We start from the raw sequence: 17,772 nt of genomic DNA, 5'->3' as shown, positions 1-17,772 counted from the left end.
ATGTGACGGGTTTTTTGCTGTCTGGGGTTTAGTAAATAGCCAATAGGTCATGCCGAGCTCAGTAGTCAAACAAAACAGCGCGAAGGCGAGCCCCGCGGAAGGCCGCCCCGACACAATGAGAGTATCCCATTTCACTGTGGCTCTCCACCGCTGTGGCACCACGACATTCTACTGCGTAGCGCACCGACTTCAAATTGTAGAAAGCCCGGTTCGAAAGAGTCGGGCTTTTTTACGTCTGAAGAAAAGTAAAATACGTACAATTAGTACACACTTATCAAGCCCCTATCACGTAGGTCGGGCGAGCAAAGCGACTCCCGACGCTAAAAGCATGTTAAATCAAACCAAAACCATTCAATATCGCAGCCGGCCAAGACAGTAACATTTTACTGTAACTCTCCGCGGCTGTTGGTAATGAAGATTGAGTAGATTAGGCGTTAGCCTTGGCATCATTAAAATAGCTTTTTTAAGTGTGTTATACCAATCCGCAATAATACTTAATCATTTTTAGGGGCTAAACGTGTCGCTATCTGCGTTAAAAAATTCTCATTTAGAACAACTAAATAGCGAATTTTTTGCCTTGCTATCAACACGTTTTTCCGTCCTCAAAATAGATCACTTAATTATGCGGATTGGTATTATTTAAACCTTACTGGCATGTATTTCTTTTTGTCGACTCAGAACAATTATTGCTCTAGTCTAAATCTAATAACTGTTACTTTATAAATTTACAAATAGAGTACAGAACTCAGACATATAAAATTAGAATAATAAGGGGTTTATAATGAGTAAAATTGAAAATTATTTGCATGGTACTTTTTGCTGGTCTGAGCTTTGCTCTCATAACTGGAAAGAAGGTAAAGCATTTTATACTTCATTATTTAATTGGGGGTATGATGACCAGCCAATTGGAGAAAATTTATATTACACCATGCTGCAAAAACAAGGTGATGATATTGCAGCTATGTATGAAATGGATCAAGAACAGGTTACTGCGGGTGTTCCGAGTTATTGGTTAGCATATATTACTGTAGATAATGTTGATGAATGTGCTTTAAAAGCAAAAAGCCTTGGTGCTGAAATTATTGCGGGTCCTCATGATGTAATGGATGCTGGCAGAATATTAATGATAAAAGATCCTGGTGGAGCAACTGTTGCTCTGTGGCAAGGGGATGCGCATAAAGGGTGTAAACGTGTTGAGGAGTTAAACACGCCATATTGGTATGAGTTGGCAACGCGAGATACTAAAGTAAGTAAAGATTTTTACTGTTCTTTGCTGGGTTGGCAAAGTGAAACAAAGCCAATGGATAATATGCAATACACCTTGTTTTTAGTTAATGGTAAACCTATCGCAGGCATGCTTGAAATGACAAAAGAGTGGCCGGCAGATATTCCTGCTCATTGGATGATCTATTTTGCTGTTGAGAATTGCGATACGACTATTAAAAAAGTTGTAGAGCTTGGCGGGCAAGTGTGTGTACCTGCTACAGATGTTCCTGACGTTGGCCGATTTAGTGTTATCTGCGATCCTCAAGGTGCTGTATTTTCGGTAATACAGCCGGATATGCTTAGTAGTTCATTAGCGTAAATATATTCTGGTATTAAAGATAATATTATTTAATACCAGCAACTAAGTTCCCCACGTTATTTGACTATCCATTATGAATTATTGTTTAATTTTTCTTGCTATAATGCACACAATTAAATAGTTAGTAGCACTGAGAGCACAATGGAAATTGAACAAGATAGCAACTTAACCCTTCCTTTATTTCTTCTTGATGAAACTTTAAGTGAAAGAGATTTAGAGCACCCTGATTTTGAAATTTCTATTGCGTTAAATGATGAGTTATTAACTCAAATTTGCCAAAACCCGAGCGAAGATAGCAGTGTTGCTATTACGCTAAGTAATTACCAGCTATTAATTACAGATTCGGTGTACTCGGCAACTTTAGAACAAGAGCACGATGCGCAAATTACTTTAACTCATGGCCCTTTATTAAGTGTGGTTCTAAATACCTCAGAGCAACAAACGTTTGTCTCTCCACAAATGGATATGATGCCAACATTTGACTTAGGTGATGAGGATGAAGAGTGAAAAAAATACTAATAAGCATCTTAGTACTGATCATTTTGAGTGGTTGTGCATATTTGGGTAACGCTCATTACGATAATGTATTCGGTGCAGAGCAAACACAGGAGCGTATTGTTTCACATACCACGGGTGCTGGGGCTGATTTTTTACAAAATGTAAAACCAGTACTCGATACTCGCTGTGTTGTATGTCATGGCTGTTATGATGCGCCTTGTCAGCTGAAGCTTTCATCGCCTGAGGGGATTGATCGTGGGCTAAGCAAAGACCTTGTTTATGATGGAACACGTTTACTTGCCACTACACCGAGCCGTTTATTATTTGATGCTACTGATACAAAGCAATGGCGAGAGAAAAACTTTACGCCTGTGCTTAATGAGCGCGCTCAAACAGAAGAGGCCAACTTAGCTGGTAGCGTGCTATTTAATAGTTTGGTATTAAAGCAAAGCCATGAATTACCTGCTAATGAAGTATTAGATGATGAATTTGATTTTTCACTTAGCCGCTCGCAAACATGCGCCACAATGGGTGAGTTTGATCGACTTGCGGATGAGCAACCTCATGCAGGTATGCCTTATGGTTTACCTGGGGTATCGCGAGAAGAGTTTAATCATTTACAAAACTGGCTTAAAGGTGGCGGTAAAATGTCGCACCTTAAGCCACCTAGCCAATTTGATTTAAACAAGATAAAAGGCTGGGAAGCATTTTTAAATCAAGATAGTTTAAAGTATCAGTTATCAGCGCGTTATATATATGAACACTGGTTTTTAGCGCACATTTATTTTACTCCAGAAAACCCACAAAGCTTTTTTAAACTTGTGCGTTCAAGTACGCCCCCTGGTGAAGAAATAAAGCTAATCAACACGCGCCGCCCATATGATGATCCTAAAGTTAGCCGTGTTTACTATCGTTTTATGCAAGAGCGCTCAACTATTCTTTCTAAAACACATTTACCACTTGAGCTTAATGAAGCCAAGTTACTACGTTTATATGAGCAGTTTATTGCGCCTGATTACACCGTAACTAAAATGCCGAGTTATAAAGCTGAGTCGGCTTCAAATCCATTTAAAACATTTGAAGTAATTCCGATTAATTCTAAGTATCAGTTTATGCTTGATGAAGCAGAACTTATTATTATGGGTTTTATAAAAGGGCCTGTTTGTCGTGGTCAGATTGCGCTAAACGTCATTAATGATCATTTTTGGGTAGCTTTTGCTGACCCTGATAAAGTTGCCACACCTGCTGTAGGGCAAATGCTTGTACAGCACGAAGATGCTTTAGAGCTTCCTGCTGCTGAAGAAAGTAATGCATTGCCTATCTCTAGCTGGGTAAAATATTCTGTACGTGAGAAAAAGTATTTACAGGCTAAAGTTGAGCTTGCAAACGACATGTTTAAAGGTGGCGAGCATCTTACAACCGATTTGCTTTGGAAAGGTGATGGACATAATAAAAATGCAGCACTGACTATTTTTCGTCATTTTGACAGTGCTACTGTGGTTAAAGGTTTTATAGGGCAAGAACCTAAAACAACTTGGATACTTGATTATGCTTTATTCGAGCGTATTCACTACTTACTTGTAGCCGGTTTTGATGTGTACGGAAATATTGGTCATCAATTAGTGACACGCTTATATATGGATTTTTTACGTTTAGAGGGCGAGCAAAACTTTTTATCATTGCTGCCAGAGGCAAAGCGTAATCAAATTAAAAAGCAGTGGTATCGTAACTCGCCACCAGATTTATCTAAGTTCTTTAAAAATAATCGTGAATTTAGCCAGCCAACCGGTATTGAGTATAAAACCGATAACCCACAGCACGAGTTATACGCTTTAATGAAAGAGGCCTTAGCGCCAGTACTAAGTGAGAGGTACGATTACACTAAAGTGCCAGAGCCGTTAAGTGCAATAAATAATATGCCTGCTAAAGCGGTTAATTTGTTGCCTCAAATTTCTTTTGTACTTGTTAAGCAAGCTGATAATAGCCATAAAGGTTATACAATCATCCATCATAATGCGCACTACAATATATCGAGTTTATTAAACGAAGATGGCCAACGCGCCTATGATGAAGATACAGCCACAATCGTGCCTGGTTTTATTGGTGATTACCCAGCTGCTATTTGGTATTTAAATAACGAGCAACAAGTTAATGCATTTGCCGAGCAGCTGCCAATGATGCAAATTGAAGCTGATTATCGTGCTTTAAAAAGTAAATTTGGAATACGCCGCACTCACCCACAGTTTTGGCAATACAGCGACATTTTACACTCTGTGGCAAAAGAGTATCGTGGTATAGAACATGGAATGTTTGATTACAACCGATTAGAAAATAGATAACGTTTAACTTTATAAAACCCAGCTTTTGCTGGGTTTTTATTGTCATAGTTTTCTTGTCTAAACATAGCTTACTTAATCATATAAATGGTATTACTCTTACTGATTTTGCGTTTCATAAAATTAGGCTACACTTAAATAAAAAAACAGGCCCTTACATGTTCAATATTATTAAAAGTGTTAGAAAGCGATACCGATGGGCGTTATTAGCTATTGCGCTTTTGATCAGCGGTTCTGCATTATTACTCCAATTAAGTATTTCGGTTCAAAAGTACGATGCTAAAATTATTAATATTGCAGGCAAGCAAAGGATGCTTTCGCAAAAAATAGCCTGGCATAGTAATACTATACTTAATACGAATAACTACTCTGCATTACATACTCAATCTCTAAAAAAATCCTTAAATATATTTAAATCTGCGCATCAACAATTATTAGCTCAAAGCCCTAACGGGGAGTATAAATATTTAACGCCTGAGCTTATAAAGTTATACCTATATGAGCCAATACAGCTAGATAAAAGCGTTACACAATACATATTAGAAGCAGAGAAGTTGTTATACCAAAAGGGAGAAGTAAAGCAGTCATTTTTTTCTATCGAAGAGGTAGAAACGCTTTTATTAAACCTCGATAAGGCTGTTAGCTTATATGAGCAAAGTGCGCTCAGTAAGGTTAACTGGGTTTCTAATTTAGAAATATTATGTTGGCTATTAGCCATGATATTACTGCTAATTGAGCTAAGATTTGTTTTTATGCCAATGGAGAAAGAAGTAACAAGTACGCTGTCAGAATTACAAAAACAAAAAGATTTTGTACAGCAAATTAGCCAAAATAAAGAGCATTTTATTGCCAGAGCTAGTCACGAATTTAGAACACCTTTACAAGGCCTTATCACATCTATAGAAGCACTAGAGATAACCCCTAAGCAGGAAAGTATTAAAACACAGGCAAAATATTGCTCTCTCAGATTAATATCCATGCTTGATGAGTTACAAGACCTGCAAGCTCTAAGTGCAGGGAAGTGGGTGCCCCATTTAAAAGATGAAAACTTATTAGAGTCTTGCAATAAAGTAGTGATAGCTTATGAATATGCATGTAAGCAAAAAGGTATAAAGTTAACTAGTCATTTAGATGAATCGTTAAATTGTATTTGTAAATTGGATCACCAGCGCTTGCAGCACATGTTTACTGAATTGATGAGTAACGCGATTAAATTTACAGCCCAAGGTGAGATTAATGTATCTGCAAAGCTTTTAAATAATGAGTTTTGTTTAACTGTGAAAGATACAGGCTGTGGTTTTTCACAGGCAATTGCTGATCTTGAGTTTGATTCGTTTAAACAGAGTAACCACTTTCAAGGATTAAGAACTGGACTTACCCGCGTACAATATGTAGTTAAGGCGCTTCATGGCGCAATTAGTTTTAAAAATAACGAGCCGCATGGCGCTACAGTAACCCTAAGCTTACCAATAATAAGTCATAAAGAAGCGCTTGTAGAGAACACAGTAAACAGCAATCTAACGTGCTTAGTTGTTGAGGATAACCCACTTAATACTATGTTGCTTACCCGTATACTTACTCTTTTAAATTTAAGTTACGAATGCGCCGTAAATGGAGAAATAGCGTGCGATATGGTGAGCAAAAATGAATACGATATTATTTTTATGGATTTAAATATGCCAGTGATGGATGGATTTGAAGCAATAAAAATAATACGTTCTGAACTAAATAAAATCATGCCAATTATAGCCGTAACAGCAAATACCTCAGATGATGATATGGAGCAAGTTTATAAAAATGGAGCTAATTTTCATATCCATAAACCTATCAGCCAACAAGCAATTGAGGATGCTTTAAATAGCATACGTGAAATTAATTTCACATGCAGTGAAGGTACTTGCTAAGTACTTTAAATATGCGTTAAGTTGTTGTTTTATTGTTTACTCGGAAACGCACGTGCAGTCAATTACGCTTCAGCAATTTAATGGTTACTTAAAAGGGCAGGGTAAAAGCCGTTACAATATTAGTACTTTAAATTGGCAAGTTAATTTGGGAGAACATTGGCTATTATTAGGCGGGAATGGTGCAGGTAAATCAGCGCTAACGGCTACCTTAATAGGCGAGGCACAGTGTGAGGGTGGCAAACGGTTAAGTAACATTGACAAGTTGATGTTGGTCTCCTCTGATTCCCAAAAGCAATTACTAGCAAATGAGTTAGAGCATGAAAAGCAAAGCCTAGTAAAAGATCTTATATTTACCTCGCAAAACAAACACAGCAGCTTTTTAACTCAGCTTATTGAGCTTTTTAAATTTGATACGCTACTAAACAGGCGCTTTACAGACCTATCAACCGGTGAAACCCGCAAGTTATTACTCATTAATGCGCTTAGCTCAAGCTGTGACTTAGTGGTGCTTGATGAGCCTTTTGATGGACTTGATGCGGATTCGTGCCTGCAGCTTAATCAAATACTAACAGATCTTAGTAAAACAATTACTTTTGTTTTTGTCTTAAACCGTCTGGATGAAATCCCTGCTTTTATTTCTCATTATGGTTATGTTAGCCAAGGGTGTTTAATCCATACATTAGCTAACCCAAGTGTTGAACAGTTAAACGACTTACTAAAATTACTGCATTTAGAGCACACTACATTAAATGTACCAAAACCCGATAGCATACAGTTACAATCGCTATTTTCCGGGGAGACTTTAGTTAAATTAAATAATGCTAAAGTTAGTTATAGTGATGTAACTGTATTTAAAAACTTAAGCTGGACTATAAAAAAGCATCAGCATTGGCAACTAAGTGGAGCAAATGGCTCAGGTAAAACATGCTTATTAAGCTTAATAACAGGTGACAACCCTCAATGTTATAATAATGACATTGAAGTGTTCGGGTTTAAACGTGGTACAGGCGAAAGTATTTGGGATATAAAACAGCACATTGGTTTTATATCAAATGCACTTCATATGGATTACCGAGTAAGTATATCGGCACTTAATACCATTATTTCAGGATTTTATGACAGCATTGGTTTATATCAAAAGCCAACTGATGCACAAATAGTGACGGCTAAGCAATGGCTTGCATTAATAGGCTTAAGCGATAAACAAAACACGTCATTTACTCAGCTATCTTATGGCGATCAGCGTATGTTATTAATTGTACGAGCTATGGTAAAGCACCCCACATTACTTATTTTAGATGAGCCTTGCTTAGGGCTAGATGAAGCGAATAGGCAGCGGGTGTTAGTATTAATCGAGAAAGTATGTGCTGCCAACACAAGTACTGTGATTTATGTAAATCACCATGCGGCAGACAAAATTAAAGGAATAGATAATTACTTAAAAATGGAAGGTTTTAGGCATTAGTTCGTTTCTTATATTTTTTATGAATACTTTCTATTGCGTAAATAATAATTTCGATCACAAGAAGGATAGAAGCAATGATTAGCCCGCCACTTGGTTGAAAGTGTCCCTCTTGATAGTAATATATTCCACTAATAAAAAGCATGGAGAGAAAAAATAAAATCTCAAATTGAATACGTTTCATAATTCATCTAAATATTATGAGCTTACAAAGAATAGCCATTTCGTAAGCTCTATTGGGGTTCTAATTTTAAAGACGAGTAACGCTAAAACCTTCATCTTTTAACTGTTTTATTAAACCATGCTGCTCTGGCAGGTGTAAGGCACCTACAGCAATAAATAGTTTTTCGTTAGTTAAACGAGGCACTAATTGCTCAACCCATTTATCATTACGATTAACTAGCATAACTTGCTCGCTTATTTCACCGTAATTACTCTCGTCAAAACTCATGTTGTAGTACTCGGTAAGCGTATCCATATCGCCATTTTTCCATGCGTTTACTAGCTTAATGAAGTAAGTGTTAATGTCGGCAAGCTGCTCAAAGGTTTCTTCAATCATTTCGTTACTTAATAGTGCCATACCGTCAAACATTTGCAACTGCTGCTCCAAGGTCTCTAGTTCGCCTATTTTTATATTGTGCTCTTTAGCGTAAGCAAGTACTTGCTTGTCTATGCCGGTTTGATCAGAAAAACCTGCATTTTGAAACTCAATTTGCATCATAGTCACCATTACAGCCCAAGGTTTTAGGCCGTTAAACATGGCAATATCAATCGATTTTTTAGAAAAATAATCTTTAAGTTTACTGTAGTTCTGCTTTGATAGTTCTGTTTGTAATGTTTTACCACCTTTTAGCATCATAAAAGGCATTGAGCGTTGCTGCATTTGCATGGGTGTTAGCTTGCTTATATCCACCTCTACTATAACTTCATCGCTTTTATCTATAGCCTCGGTAACTTGTTTTGGCAAACCTTTCATGCTGGCATCACCTACGTGAACTGTGCCAAACAGATACGAGCTAGTGCCGTTTTTTTCTACTTTATATAAAGCCGGTGCCGCAAGGCTATTAAAGCTAAGTACTGTAAACAGCACCATAATAAAAAAGTGACTAATACGAGGTATCGCTTTCATGGTTTGTCCTTAAAATCCCGTTATTGAGTTAAATAAATACTAACCTAAATTTACTTTATGGGCAGTGTTAAATTAAATGTAAGGGTATTATCTTCGCTATTTTGAGCATTAACTTTAAAGCCATTTAAATTACATAAGCTTTGCACTATAGAAAGCCCTAAACCGTGTCGCTGGTTATTAGTACGTGACGAATCGAGTTGATACAGTGGATCAAAAATAGCACTTAGCTCTTCATTGTTAAGTAGCCTGTCGACTTTGTTACTGATTGAAATTGTTACACTATGCTCATTTTCAATAGTATCTAATATGATGGCTTGATCAGTTATACCGTAAAATAGCGCGTTATCTATAAGATTACATAAAATGGTATTTAAGCTAAATTCATCTGCAATAATAGTTAAATCATCATCGAGCATATTATTAATACGCTTTGATATATTTAGATGCTTGAAGGTCAGCTCCTTGATAACTTGGTCAATTAAGCGTTTTAAAATGATATTTTGATTGCTCAGCTCAAAAGCATTACTGCTGGAGCGTTGCAATAACAGTAAGCTATTTACAATCGTTTTCATTCGCTGGGATATATTGAGTACGTCGCTGGTATAGGTGTCGCTAATGCGTTTATCGTCAGGGTAGCGAATAGCCACCTCTGAGAGGCTTATGAGTTCAGCTATTGGGGTTTTAAGCTCGTGTGCAATGTCGCTTGTTAGGCGTTTTTCATTGCTGTAGAGTTGCTGATTAACGGTAATAAACTTATTTAGCTCGTTACGTATGGGTTCTATTTCTTCTACTTTAAAGTCGCTTTCTATTGTTTGCGCAACACCGGTAATATCGAGTAACTTAATTTGATCGTTTAAGTTGTGTAGTGGGTGCAGGCCTTTGTTTACAATACGTGTCACTAAATAGCGCACACCAAACACACCAAGTACACAGGTTAAAATAAAGACCACATCAATAATAATCAGTACTTTATTAAGTTCGGCTGTCGGCGCTGCAATCGCAAGCGTCATGGTATTAAAAACAGCAGAGTGAGTGGGGTTTCTATCGTCTTTTTGGGCTACAAAGTGACTTATAAGTGCGCGGCCATCACGCCCGTTAGGAAGCTCGTAATCTATAATTTTAGATTCGTTTATCGGCATTTCTAAAAAAGGTAAGTTTGCGTTTGGAAACAAATCGAGTGAATCGGAACGTTCAAATATCGCTTCGCCGTGCCAAAGCTGATAAAACTCGCTGGCTTGTGTTTGCTCATATTCAGACATAAACTCGCCAGCAAAATCAAACTCTACGTTGCCGTTATCATCTTCTACTAAGGTTTTTAAATAGTTCGCTTTATTAGTTAAAGATTGATTGAATTGGTCCTCTACCCAAGTATCTACACTTAAATCAACGGTTAAAAATATAGTGAATAAAATAACTGAAATCACTGCGCTAATATTATTAACGAGTTTACGTTTAATTGAGTGTGTTTTATTTTGCTGTGGCAACATAGCCAAACCCCCGTTTATTTTTTATCGGAAGCTCGCCATTAAACTGCCTTACTTTTTTACGTATGGTTGATATGTGTGCTTCAAGTGCATTTTTAGAGAGCATATCAAACTGCCCCACCACTGCTTCGCTTATAAACTCAAGCCCCAATACTCGCTCTGGGGCGTTAAATAAGCATTCTATTATTTTGTATTCATTACGCGTGAGCTCAATGGCATGTTGCTTGTAGTGAAGAGTTTTAAGTGACAGATCTAATACGCAATCACCTACAGTAAGGCTATTTTGTTGGTTTTGCAGTGAACCACGACGAAGTAATGCAAGGACACGAGCATGGAGTTCTTCAAACGAAAATGGCTTAGTTAGATAATCGTCAGCGCCTTTCATAAGGCCGCTAATTTTATCTTGAGGCTCACTTCGTGCCGATAAAATTAGCACACGGCTTTGGCTATTACTGCTGCGCAGTGCTTGTAAAATACTCATGCCATCAACGTTCGGTAGCATTAAATCAAGTACGAGGAGGTCGTAGTTTCCACTCAGTGCCATGCTCAAGCCTTCTGAGCCATCGCCTGTTTCATCTACGGTAAAACCAAGGTTGCTAAGGCCAACTTGCAAGCTGCGTCTTAATGCTTCTGAGTCTTCAATAACGAGGATTTTCATGTTTACTCGGTTTATAAAAATAGCCTTGTTACTTTAACAAGGCTTTATTATCAAGTCACTTTCTTAATGATACCAACCATTTGTATAAGCTAAGTTACCTAAGTTCGCGTGGGCTAGGGCTTTTTTAACTAGTTGCTCATCGTTTTCACATGGCACAAGCTGGTTATTGCTATACGTATAGGTGGTTGCTGGTTTTTGTGGTTGTAACACCACCACTTTATTATCGTGCATATAAGCAAAGTTTTTGTCGTATTGCATCATTGCGCGTTGTTTGTTGTCGCTAATTGGCTTTGATAAATCATGACCTATCATTGGGTGCTTACCACTTGCGCCAATTAAAGACAGTAGAGTAACAGGAATATCGAGCTGACTGGCTAGTTGGCTATCTCGTTTATGGGTAATATCTTTACCAAAAATAACGGCCGGAATTTTAAAGTGATCAATGGGCACTAAGTTAGAACCCGATACGCGCGAGTCGTGATCGGCAATAACAATAAATACGGTGTTGTCCCAGTAGCTCGATTTTTTAGCTTTTTCGATAAACGTGCCTAGTGCGTAATCGGCATACTTGGCTGCATTATTACGGGTTTGTTTTTGTTTATCGTACAGCGTTATTTTATCGTCAGGAAAGTCATACGGACTATGGTTAGAGCTGGAGAATATAAGGCTAAAAAAGGGTTTGTTTTGATTTTTAAGCTTAGTAAGTTCTATGTCGGCTTGGTCGTACAAGTCTTCGTCTGATGCGCCCCACGAGCCATTAAAGTCTATTTTTTTAAAGTTATTTGTATCTACGATACTTTTAAAACCGTTGCCTAAAAAGAAGCTGCGCATGTTATCAAAATGGCTTTCGCCACCATAAATAAACTGCGTGTTGTAATTTTGCTTCGCTAAAAAATCAGCAATGGTAAAAAAGTCGCGTTGTGATTTATCAAGCTTAACAACCGCACGCGAAGGCGTTGGTGTAAACCCTGTAATTACCGCCTCAATTCCACGCACTGAACGTGTACCCGTAGCGTACAAATTGTCAAACCCCCAGCCTTGTTTATAAAGGGCATCTATATTAGGTGTAAGTGGTAAACCGCCAAGCGTGCCTACGTAACGAGCACCTAAACTTTCTTGTAAAATAATGACTAGATTTTTTGGTTTACCTATATTACTTGCTTCATGAAACGTTTTTGTAGGGGCGGTTACATCGCTAAATGCGGTTTGCGTATTTTGCATGTTACTACGCACAATACTAAGCAATTCATCGGTAGGCATTTTGCCATAATAATCTTGGCTTGATTGCTCGTTAGAGAGTTGTTTTACTGCAAACGCGACGCTATAAAGTGAGTTAAGGGTTAAGTCGTTGAGTAAGTGATCAGTAGAGAACGAGACCATGGCGGGGTTTAGCGGCCTATGCCCTAATGAATTACGCGCGCCCAAAATAGTTAAGCACACTAAAACTAACGCTAAAATTGATTGATTTAGCCTCGTTAGTGATGACGTACTTTGCCATTGATTGCTAAATACTTTACTTGCAAATTTACAGCTTAAAACAAGTGCTATAACAGCAATAAATACTTCTAACTTGTAGCCTGAAAAAATCATTTTTGAGACTTCTTTAGGGTAAATTAAATACTCTATAAATAAGCGATTTGGGCGCAAGTCGTATTCATTTATAAATGTAGGTGTAATCACTTCAAAAAAAACGAGTAAAGCCGACATTATTACTAAGTAAATTATAATTAGGGTACGTACTTTATTTTGCCAACCTATGCTTTGCATAAGTAAAGTCAGTAGTAATGCAGGCATAATAATATAGCTTAAAGTGGCTATATCTACTCTTAAACCACCTATAAATATAGATAGCCATGCATGCGATCCAAATACACGCTCACCTTGCCATACACTTAAACCAAAGCGGGCAAGTGTTAAAAAACTCAGTGCTAAAATAGTAAATACAGCAAAAATCCACACAGGGCCAAGTGCTTGCTTTACTATAGAGTTATTACCTTTAAGCGTTAAGCCCATAATACAGCCCACCAAATAAGAGCAGTAATTAACATGGCTATAAACACACTGGCTGAGGCAATATCTTTAGCGAGACCCGAAAGCTCATGGTATTCGCTGCCAATCCTATCAACTACAACCTCAACTGCCGTATTTACCAGTTCAGCAAACAATACAAAAAGCAGGCTGGCTATAAGCAGTAATTTATCGCTTAATGCAATTTCATGTAGCCACACAAACACACCGAGTAACGAAAACAGTGCTAGCTCTTGTTGAAACGCCGTTTCAAATCGACTCATCCATTTTAAGCCGTTAAAGGAATGACTTAAGGTAAAAATAAGACGCATTAAGCCCTGGCGTTTTATAACGGTTTTATTACTCATAGTTTTATTTCGCTTGATGTTGTTGGCAACTAGCAAGTAAATCAAGGGATGCCTGATACGTTTTGCTTTTAATGCCAATTAAATTTAAAAGGGTGTGAAAAATATTGTTGTGTGAGCGTGCAGCAGTGGTGTCTAAATTAGCCAAGCAGGTATTAGTAATGCGCTGATTATGCTCATCAGCCCACATATAAAGAGGAACGTGCGTTTGTGTGCTAGGTGCAAAGCTATACGGAAAACCATGTAAGTAAGCACCGGCTTCACCAAGTGATTCACCATGATCAGAGACATATAAAAACTGCTTATCTATGTTGTTTGGTAGTGCTTTTAATTGCTCAATTACCTGGGCATTAACAAAGTCGCTGTACGCAATTGTGTTGTCGTAGGTATTAACTAATTCATCGAGTGAGCAGTTTTGAATGTCGCTTCTGTCGCACGTGGGCGTAAATTGCTTAAATTTATCTGGGTAGCGTTTAAAGTAGGTTGGTCCATGCGAGCCCATCATATGTAGGACGATAACGGTATTAGCTTGGCTTAAATTAGCGAGTTTGCGCTTAAGTGGAGCAAGCAGTGCTTCATCAAAACAATATTTTCCATCGCAAAGCGCTGATGGGGTGGTTGGGATATCAATATTAACAACACGGGTGCATACGTTTTTACAGCCGCTGTTGTTATCAACCCACAGTACGTCGCTGCCAGCTTGTTGTGCTAAGTCAATCAGGTTTTGTTGGTTGTCGGCTGCTAATCGATCAAAGTTATCTTGTGTTTGCACTGAAAACATACACGGCACAGACACTGCGGTAGCTGTGCCACAAGATGCCACATTATTAAAATACGTCACATTATGCTTTTGTGTATATGGGTTGGTGCTGCGTTTATAACCTTGGTAAGCAAAGTTTTTTGCTCGTGCGGTTTCGCCAACAACTATAACTGTTACGCTGGTGGTATTAGGCGCAATTAAAGTGGGTGCAGTATCTATACTTTTAAATTCTATATTTGAGTACAACAGCTGATCGCGCATATATTTATAACCGCTTGAGAGATACTGAAATGGAATGATTTCTTTTTTCAAAATGCGGTTATTGCGGCCAGTGGCTGCGTAGTCGGCGTAAAAGTTGGCGACCACTAAAGCAATTAGCGTTAAGCAGGCAATAATAAGTTTTATACGGCTAATCGCTTCTTGATGGGGGCGAGTAAAGTGTATTTTTACTTTGCTTAATATAAAAACAGGTAGCGCGCAAAACAGTAGTAAAAAACCAATGAGCTGCGGGTTTAAATAGCTCAGCGCTTCACTTGAATCAGTTTCAAACGTGTTTTGAATCATTGAATAGTCAAACACGACGCCGTAATTTAATGAGCCGTAAAGCACACCGCTCGAAATTATCAGTAAGAGGTAGTTAATAGGTTTTAGTAACCACCTAACCGACACTATCGAAAAGAAAATAATTAAAAGGCATAGCAAAAGCAGCGGGACTGAAAGTAAAAACAGCCATGAAAAAGACGCAAGTGAGGTAATGGCGCTAAACGAACCTTGAATAAAAGGAATGTTTATAACTAAACAGTAATAACAGGCAATCATTACTACAAAGGCATTTGCACTACAGTGAATGTAAAACCGTTTGCTACGATTTGGTTTTTTTTGTGCTGGTGTGTTGCTAAGTGCGTTCATATTTAGGCTCGTTTTAAATAACAACGCCATGCTATGCAACAACACTTAAGAATTGCTTAAGAGAACCTACGCATTCCCTGAAGAGAATAATTAATTTTTATTTGTAAAAAAAACTCAAAAATTAATCAAACCATAAATCAGAGATATAAGAATAGTGACTTTCTATGCTTGAAATTAAAGCATAAAAAATCCTTATAATACATTTATGGTGAATTTTAAAACCACTTAATTTGAATTTTAGCGTTTTTTTTGAATTGAGTTTGGTGTTGACTTAAGCGGCTCAGCGCGGTACTAATACATAACAGAGCGAAAGATTGCCTTTCGTAACAAATGATTTAAATTTGGTATTAATTACATGCTTGCAAATGCACTTAACCTAGTCCTGATTATTATCGTGGTGATTATTCCCGCGAGGGCTTCGTAGTGCTATAAACTTAAGCATTAAAAAGCCCTCCGCACTTAACCGTTCGGAGGGCTTTTTAGTTTTAAGCACAAAGTTTTAAAGATTTTATACCAGTTCGCTTAATTAAATGATCTATTTTGAGGATAGATAAACGTGTTGATAGCTAGGCAGAGAATTCGCTATTTAGTTGTTCTAAATGAGAATTTTTTAACGTAGATAGCGACACTTTTAGCCCCCTAAAAATAATTAAGTATTATTGCGGATTGGTATTAGCTATAAGTTTTAAGTAAGTATTTAATTGGGTTGTCACTGAGGAATGAGGATTTATTAATGACAGGCGCAGAACTAACAATCGATTTATTAGCCAAACACGGCGTTAAAGAGGTATTTGGCTACCCAGGCGGAGCTATAATGCCAATTTACGATGCGCTGTATGGCGCGCCAGTCAAACATTACCTTACTCGTCATGAGCAAGGTGCTGGCTTTGCTGCTGTAGGTTATGCCCGCAGCACAGGTAAATTAGGTGTATGTTTAGCAACATCAGGCCCAGGGGCAACTAACTTAATAACAGCACTTGCCGATGCGATGATGGACTCAGTGCCATTGTTAGCAATTACCGGCCAAGTACCCACTGCAGCCATTGGCTCAGATGCATTTCAAGAAGTAGATGTATTGGGTATGTCGCTTTCGTGTACAAAACACAGTTACATGGTAGAGCGAGCAGAAGACTTAGCCGAAATACTACAAGAGGCCATGCACTTAGCCCAAAGTGGTCGCCCAGGTCCTGTACTTGTCGATATTCCAAAAGACATTCAAATGGCGCAAGTGCCTTTTAAACCATGGCTAGCCGCTGATGAATACTTACCGCAGCTTGATTTAAACCAAGTTGCCATTGCAAATCAGTTATTAAGTGAAGCAAAGCAGCCTGTTGCGTATGTTGGCGGCGGCGTGCAAGCGGCTGATGCGCAAAATGAGTTGATGCAGTTTTTAAATAAAACGCAGATGCCAGCAGTATCAACACTTAAGGCGTTAGGCAGCGTATTACCAGATTACGAATATTACTTAGGTATGCTAGGCATGCACGGTACACAAGCCGCTAATATAGCAGTACAAGAGTGCGATGTATTAGTGTGTATAGGCGCTCGCTTTGATGACCGCGTAACTGGTAACTTAGCTAAATTTGCCGCTAAAGCAAAAGTAATCCACTTAGATATAGATGCAGCTGAAGTAGGTAAACGTAAACCAGCTAAAGCCTCATTAATTGCTGATTTAAAAACGTCATTACCGGCACTTGAATGCTTTGTAACCCCTAAAGCATGGTGCGATACAAATAAGCAGCTAAGCGTAAAGCATGCGTGGCGCTACGACTACCCAGGCGAAAAAGTATTTGCCCCGTATTTATTAAACCAATTAAGCCAGCGTATGCCAAAAACAGGCGTGGTGTGCTGCGATGTTGGTCAGCATCAAATGTGGGTAGCGCAACACATGAAGTTTAGCCACCCGAGCAACCATTTAAGTAGTGGTGGTGCAGGCACAATGGGCTTTGGTTTACCAGCAGCCATAGGTGCACAAGTAGCGCGCCCAGACGATTTTGTAATAACGGTGTCGGGTGATGGCTCAATCATGATGAATATTCAAGAGCTTGCGACTATTCGCCGTAACAATTTACCAGTAAAAATACTAATATTAGATAACCAACGCTTAGGTATGGTTCGCCAATGGCAGGAGCTATTTTTTGAAGGGCGTTACTCTGAAACAAACCTTTCAGATAACCCTGATTTTGTTCAGTTAGCCGCTGTATTTGGTATTCCTGGGCAAACAATTACACATGCAAATCAAGTTGATGATGCAATAACCGCATTAGTTAACAGTAAAGGGCCGTACATAGTACATGCCTGCATAGACGATAAAGAAAACGTATGGCCACTTGTACCACCAGGGGCTGCAAATGACGAAATGATTACGGAGAAAGCACAATGAAACACAGCCTAACTATTGCATTAAAGAGCCAAAGTATAGCGGTCGAGCGTTTTTTACGTGTAGTGCGTCACCGTGGTTTTGACCTTACGCATTTTCAGCTCAATATGGATGATGGCCACTACAATGTTGCAATGACAGTAGACAGCGATAAACCAATCCATCTTTTAACAAGCCAGTTAAATAAGCTGGTGGACGTTAAAGAAATCACTTTACAAAATTTACAGCAACAAGCTGTGTAATTGCTAACGACACAAATTTACGAGTAATTGAATAACAGTTACTCACCAATTTT

At 38.3% G+C, this 17,772-nt stretch carries 13 protein-coding genes; 7 read left to right on the top strand and 6 right to left on the bottom strand.

Going from position 1 to position 17,772, the window contains the following annotated elements:
- The first annotated feature begins 781 nt into the window (after positions 1-781).
- The 5 genes from CWC11_RS10230 to CWC11_RS10210 all read left to right on the top strand — a co-directional run bounded on the left by CWC11_RS10230 (position 782) and on the right by CWC11_RS10210 (position 7,788).
- On the top strand, positions 782-1,585 hold the full coding sequence (locus CWC11_RS10230) for a VOC family protein (RefSeq protein ID WP_138682611.1): 804 nt from the start codon (positions 782-784) through the stop codon (positions 1,583-1,585).
- Between the two features lie 141 nt (positions 1,586-1,726).
- Positions 1,727-2,092 (top strand): hypothetical protein, encoded by a 366-nt coding sequence (locus CWC11_RS10225; protein ID WP_138682610.1) that lies wholly within the window; start codon positions 1,727-1,729, stop codon positions 2,090-2,092.
- Positions 2,089-4,422 carry a fatty acid cis/trans isomerase gene (locus CWC11_RS10220; protein ID WP_138682609.1) on the top strand — a complete coding sequence of 778 codons (2,334 nt, stop codon included), beginning with the start codon at positions 2,089-2,091 and terminating at the stop codon, positions 4,420-4,422. The genes CWC11_RS10225 and CWC11_RS10220 overlap by 4 nt, the downstream gene beginning before the upstream one ends.
- Before the next feature lie 155 nt (positions 4,423-4,577).
- Positions 4,578-6,323: a response regulator gene (locus CWC11_RS10215; RefSeq protein WP_138682608.1), complete on the top strand. Its 1,746-nt coding sequence runs from the start codon at positions 4,578-4,580 to the stop codon at positions 6,321-6,323.
- Positions 6,324-6,375: 52 nt separating this feature from the next.
- Positions 6,376-7,788, top strand: a complete 1,413-nt coding sequence (locus tag CWC11_RS10210) for an ATP-binding cassette domain-containing protein (protein WP_138682607.1) — start codon at positions 6,376-6,378, stop codon at positions 7,786-7,788.
- Between the two features lie 247 nt (positions 7,789-8,035).
- On the opposite strand, the gene CWC11_RS10205 is transcribed toward CWC11_RS10210, so the two are convergent.
- From CWC11_RS10205 to CWC11_RS10180, 6 genes are all read right to left on the bottom strand, one after another.
- Positions 8,036-8,914, bottom strand: coding sequence for a TraB/GumN family protein (locus tag CWC11_RS10205; protein ID WP_138682606.1), 879 nt, complete (start codon positions 8,912-8,914; stop codon positions 8,036-8,038).
- A 50-nt stretch (positions 8,915-8,964) separates the two neighbouring features.
- Positions 8,965-10,401: a sensor histidine kinase gene (locus CWC11_RS10200; protein WP_138682605.1), complete on the bottom strand. Its 1,437-nt coding sequence runs from the start codon at positions 10,399-10,401 to the stop codon at positions 8,965-8,967.
- Positions 10,382-11,056 (bottom strand): response regulator transcription factor, encoded by a 675-nt coding sequence (locus CWC11_RS10195; protein ID WP_138682604.1) that lies wholly within the window; start codon positions 11,054-11,056, stop codon positions 10,382-10,384. The genes CWC11_RS10200 and CWC11_RS10195 overlap by 20 nt, the downstream gene beginning before the upstream one ends.
- A 63-nt stretch (positions 11,057-11,119) precedes the next feature.
- Positions 11,120-13,069 carry an LTA synthase family protein gene (locus tag CWC11_RS10190; RefSeq protein ID WP_138682603.1) on the bottom strand — a complete coding sequence of 650 codons (1,950 nt, stop codon included), beginning with the start codon at positions 13,067-13,069 and terminating at the stop codon, positions 11,120-11,122.
- Entirely contained in the window at positions 13,060-13,431 is a 372-nt protein-coding gene (locus tag CWC11_RS10185) for a diacylglycerol kinase (RefSeq protein ID WP_138682602.1), read from the bottom strand. Before CWC11_RS10185 ends, CWC11_RS10190 begins: the two co-directional genes overlap by 10 nt.
- 4 nt (positions 13,432-13,435) lie before the next feature.
- Positions 13,436-15,097 (bottom strand): phosphoethanolamine transferase, encoded by a 1,662-nt coding sequence (locus CWC11_RS10180; RefSeq protein WP_138682601.1) that lies wholly within the window; start codon positions 15,095-15,097, stop codon positions 13,436-13,438.
- A gap of 733 nt (positions 15,098-15,830) precedes the next feature.
- Between CWC11_RS10180 and ilvG the strand changes: the two genes are divergently transcribed.
- On the top strand, positions 15,831-17,480 hold the full coding sequence (gene ilvG / locus CWC11_RS10175) for an acetolactate synthase 2 catalytic subunit (protein WP_138682600.1): 1,650 nt from the start codon (positions 15,831-15,833) through the stop codon (positions 17,478-17,480).
- On the top strand, positions 17,477-17,719 hold the full coding sequence (gene ilvM / locus CWC11_RS10170) for an acetolactate synthase 2 small subunit (protein ID WP_006793049.1): 243 nt from the start codon (positions 17,477-17,479) through the stop codon (positions 17,717-17,719). Before ilvG ends, ilvM begins: the two co-directional genes overlap by 4 nt.
- Positions 17,720-17,772: the final 53 nt, after the last annotated feature.

It is taken from the genome of Pseudoalteromonas sp. S3178 (genome assembly GCF_005886985.1).
GTDB classification, from domain to species: domain Bacteria; phylum Pseudomonadota; class Gammaproteobacteria; order Enterobacterales; family Alteromonadaceae; genus Pseudoalteromonas; species Pseudoalteromonas carrageenovora.
Note: the sequence above shows the minus strand (reverse complement) of the source record. Positions and strands in the feature narration are given on the sequence as shown.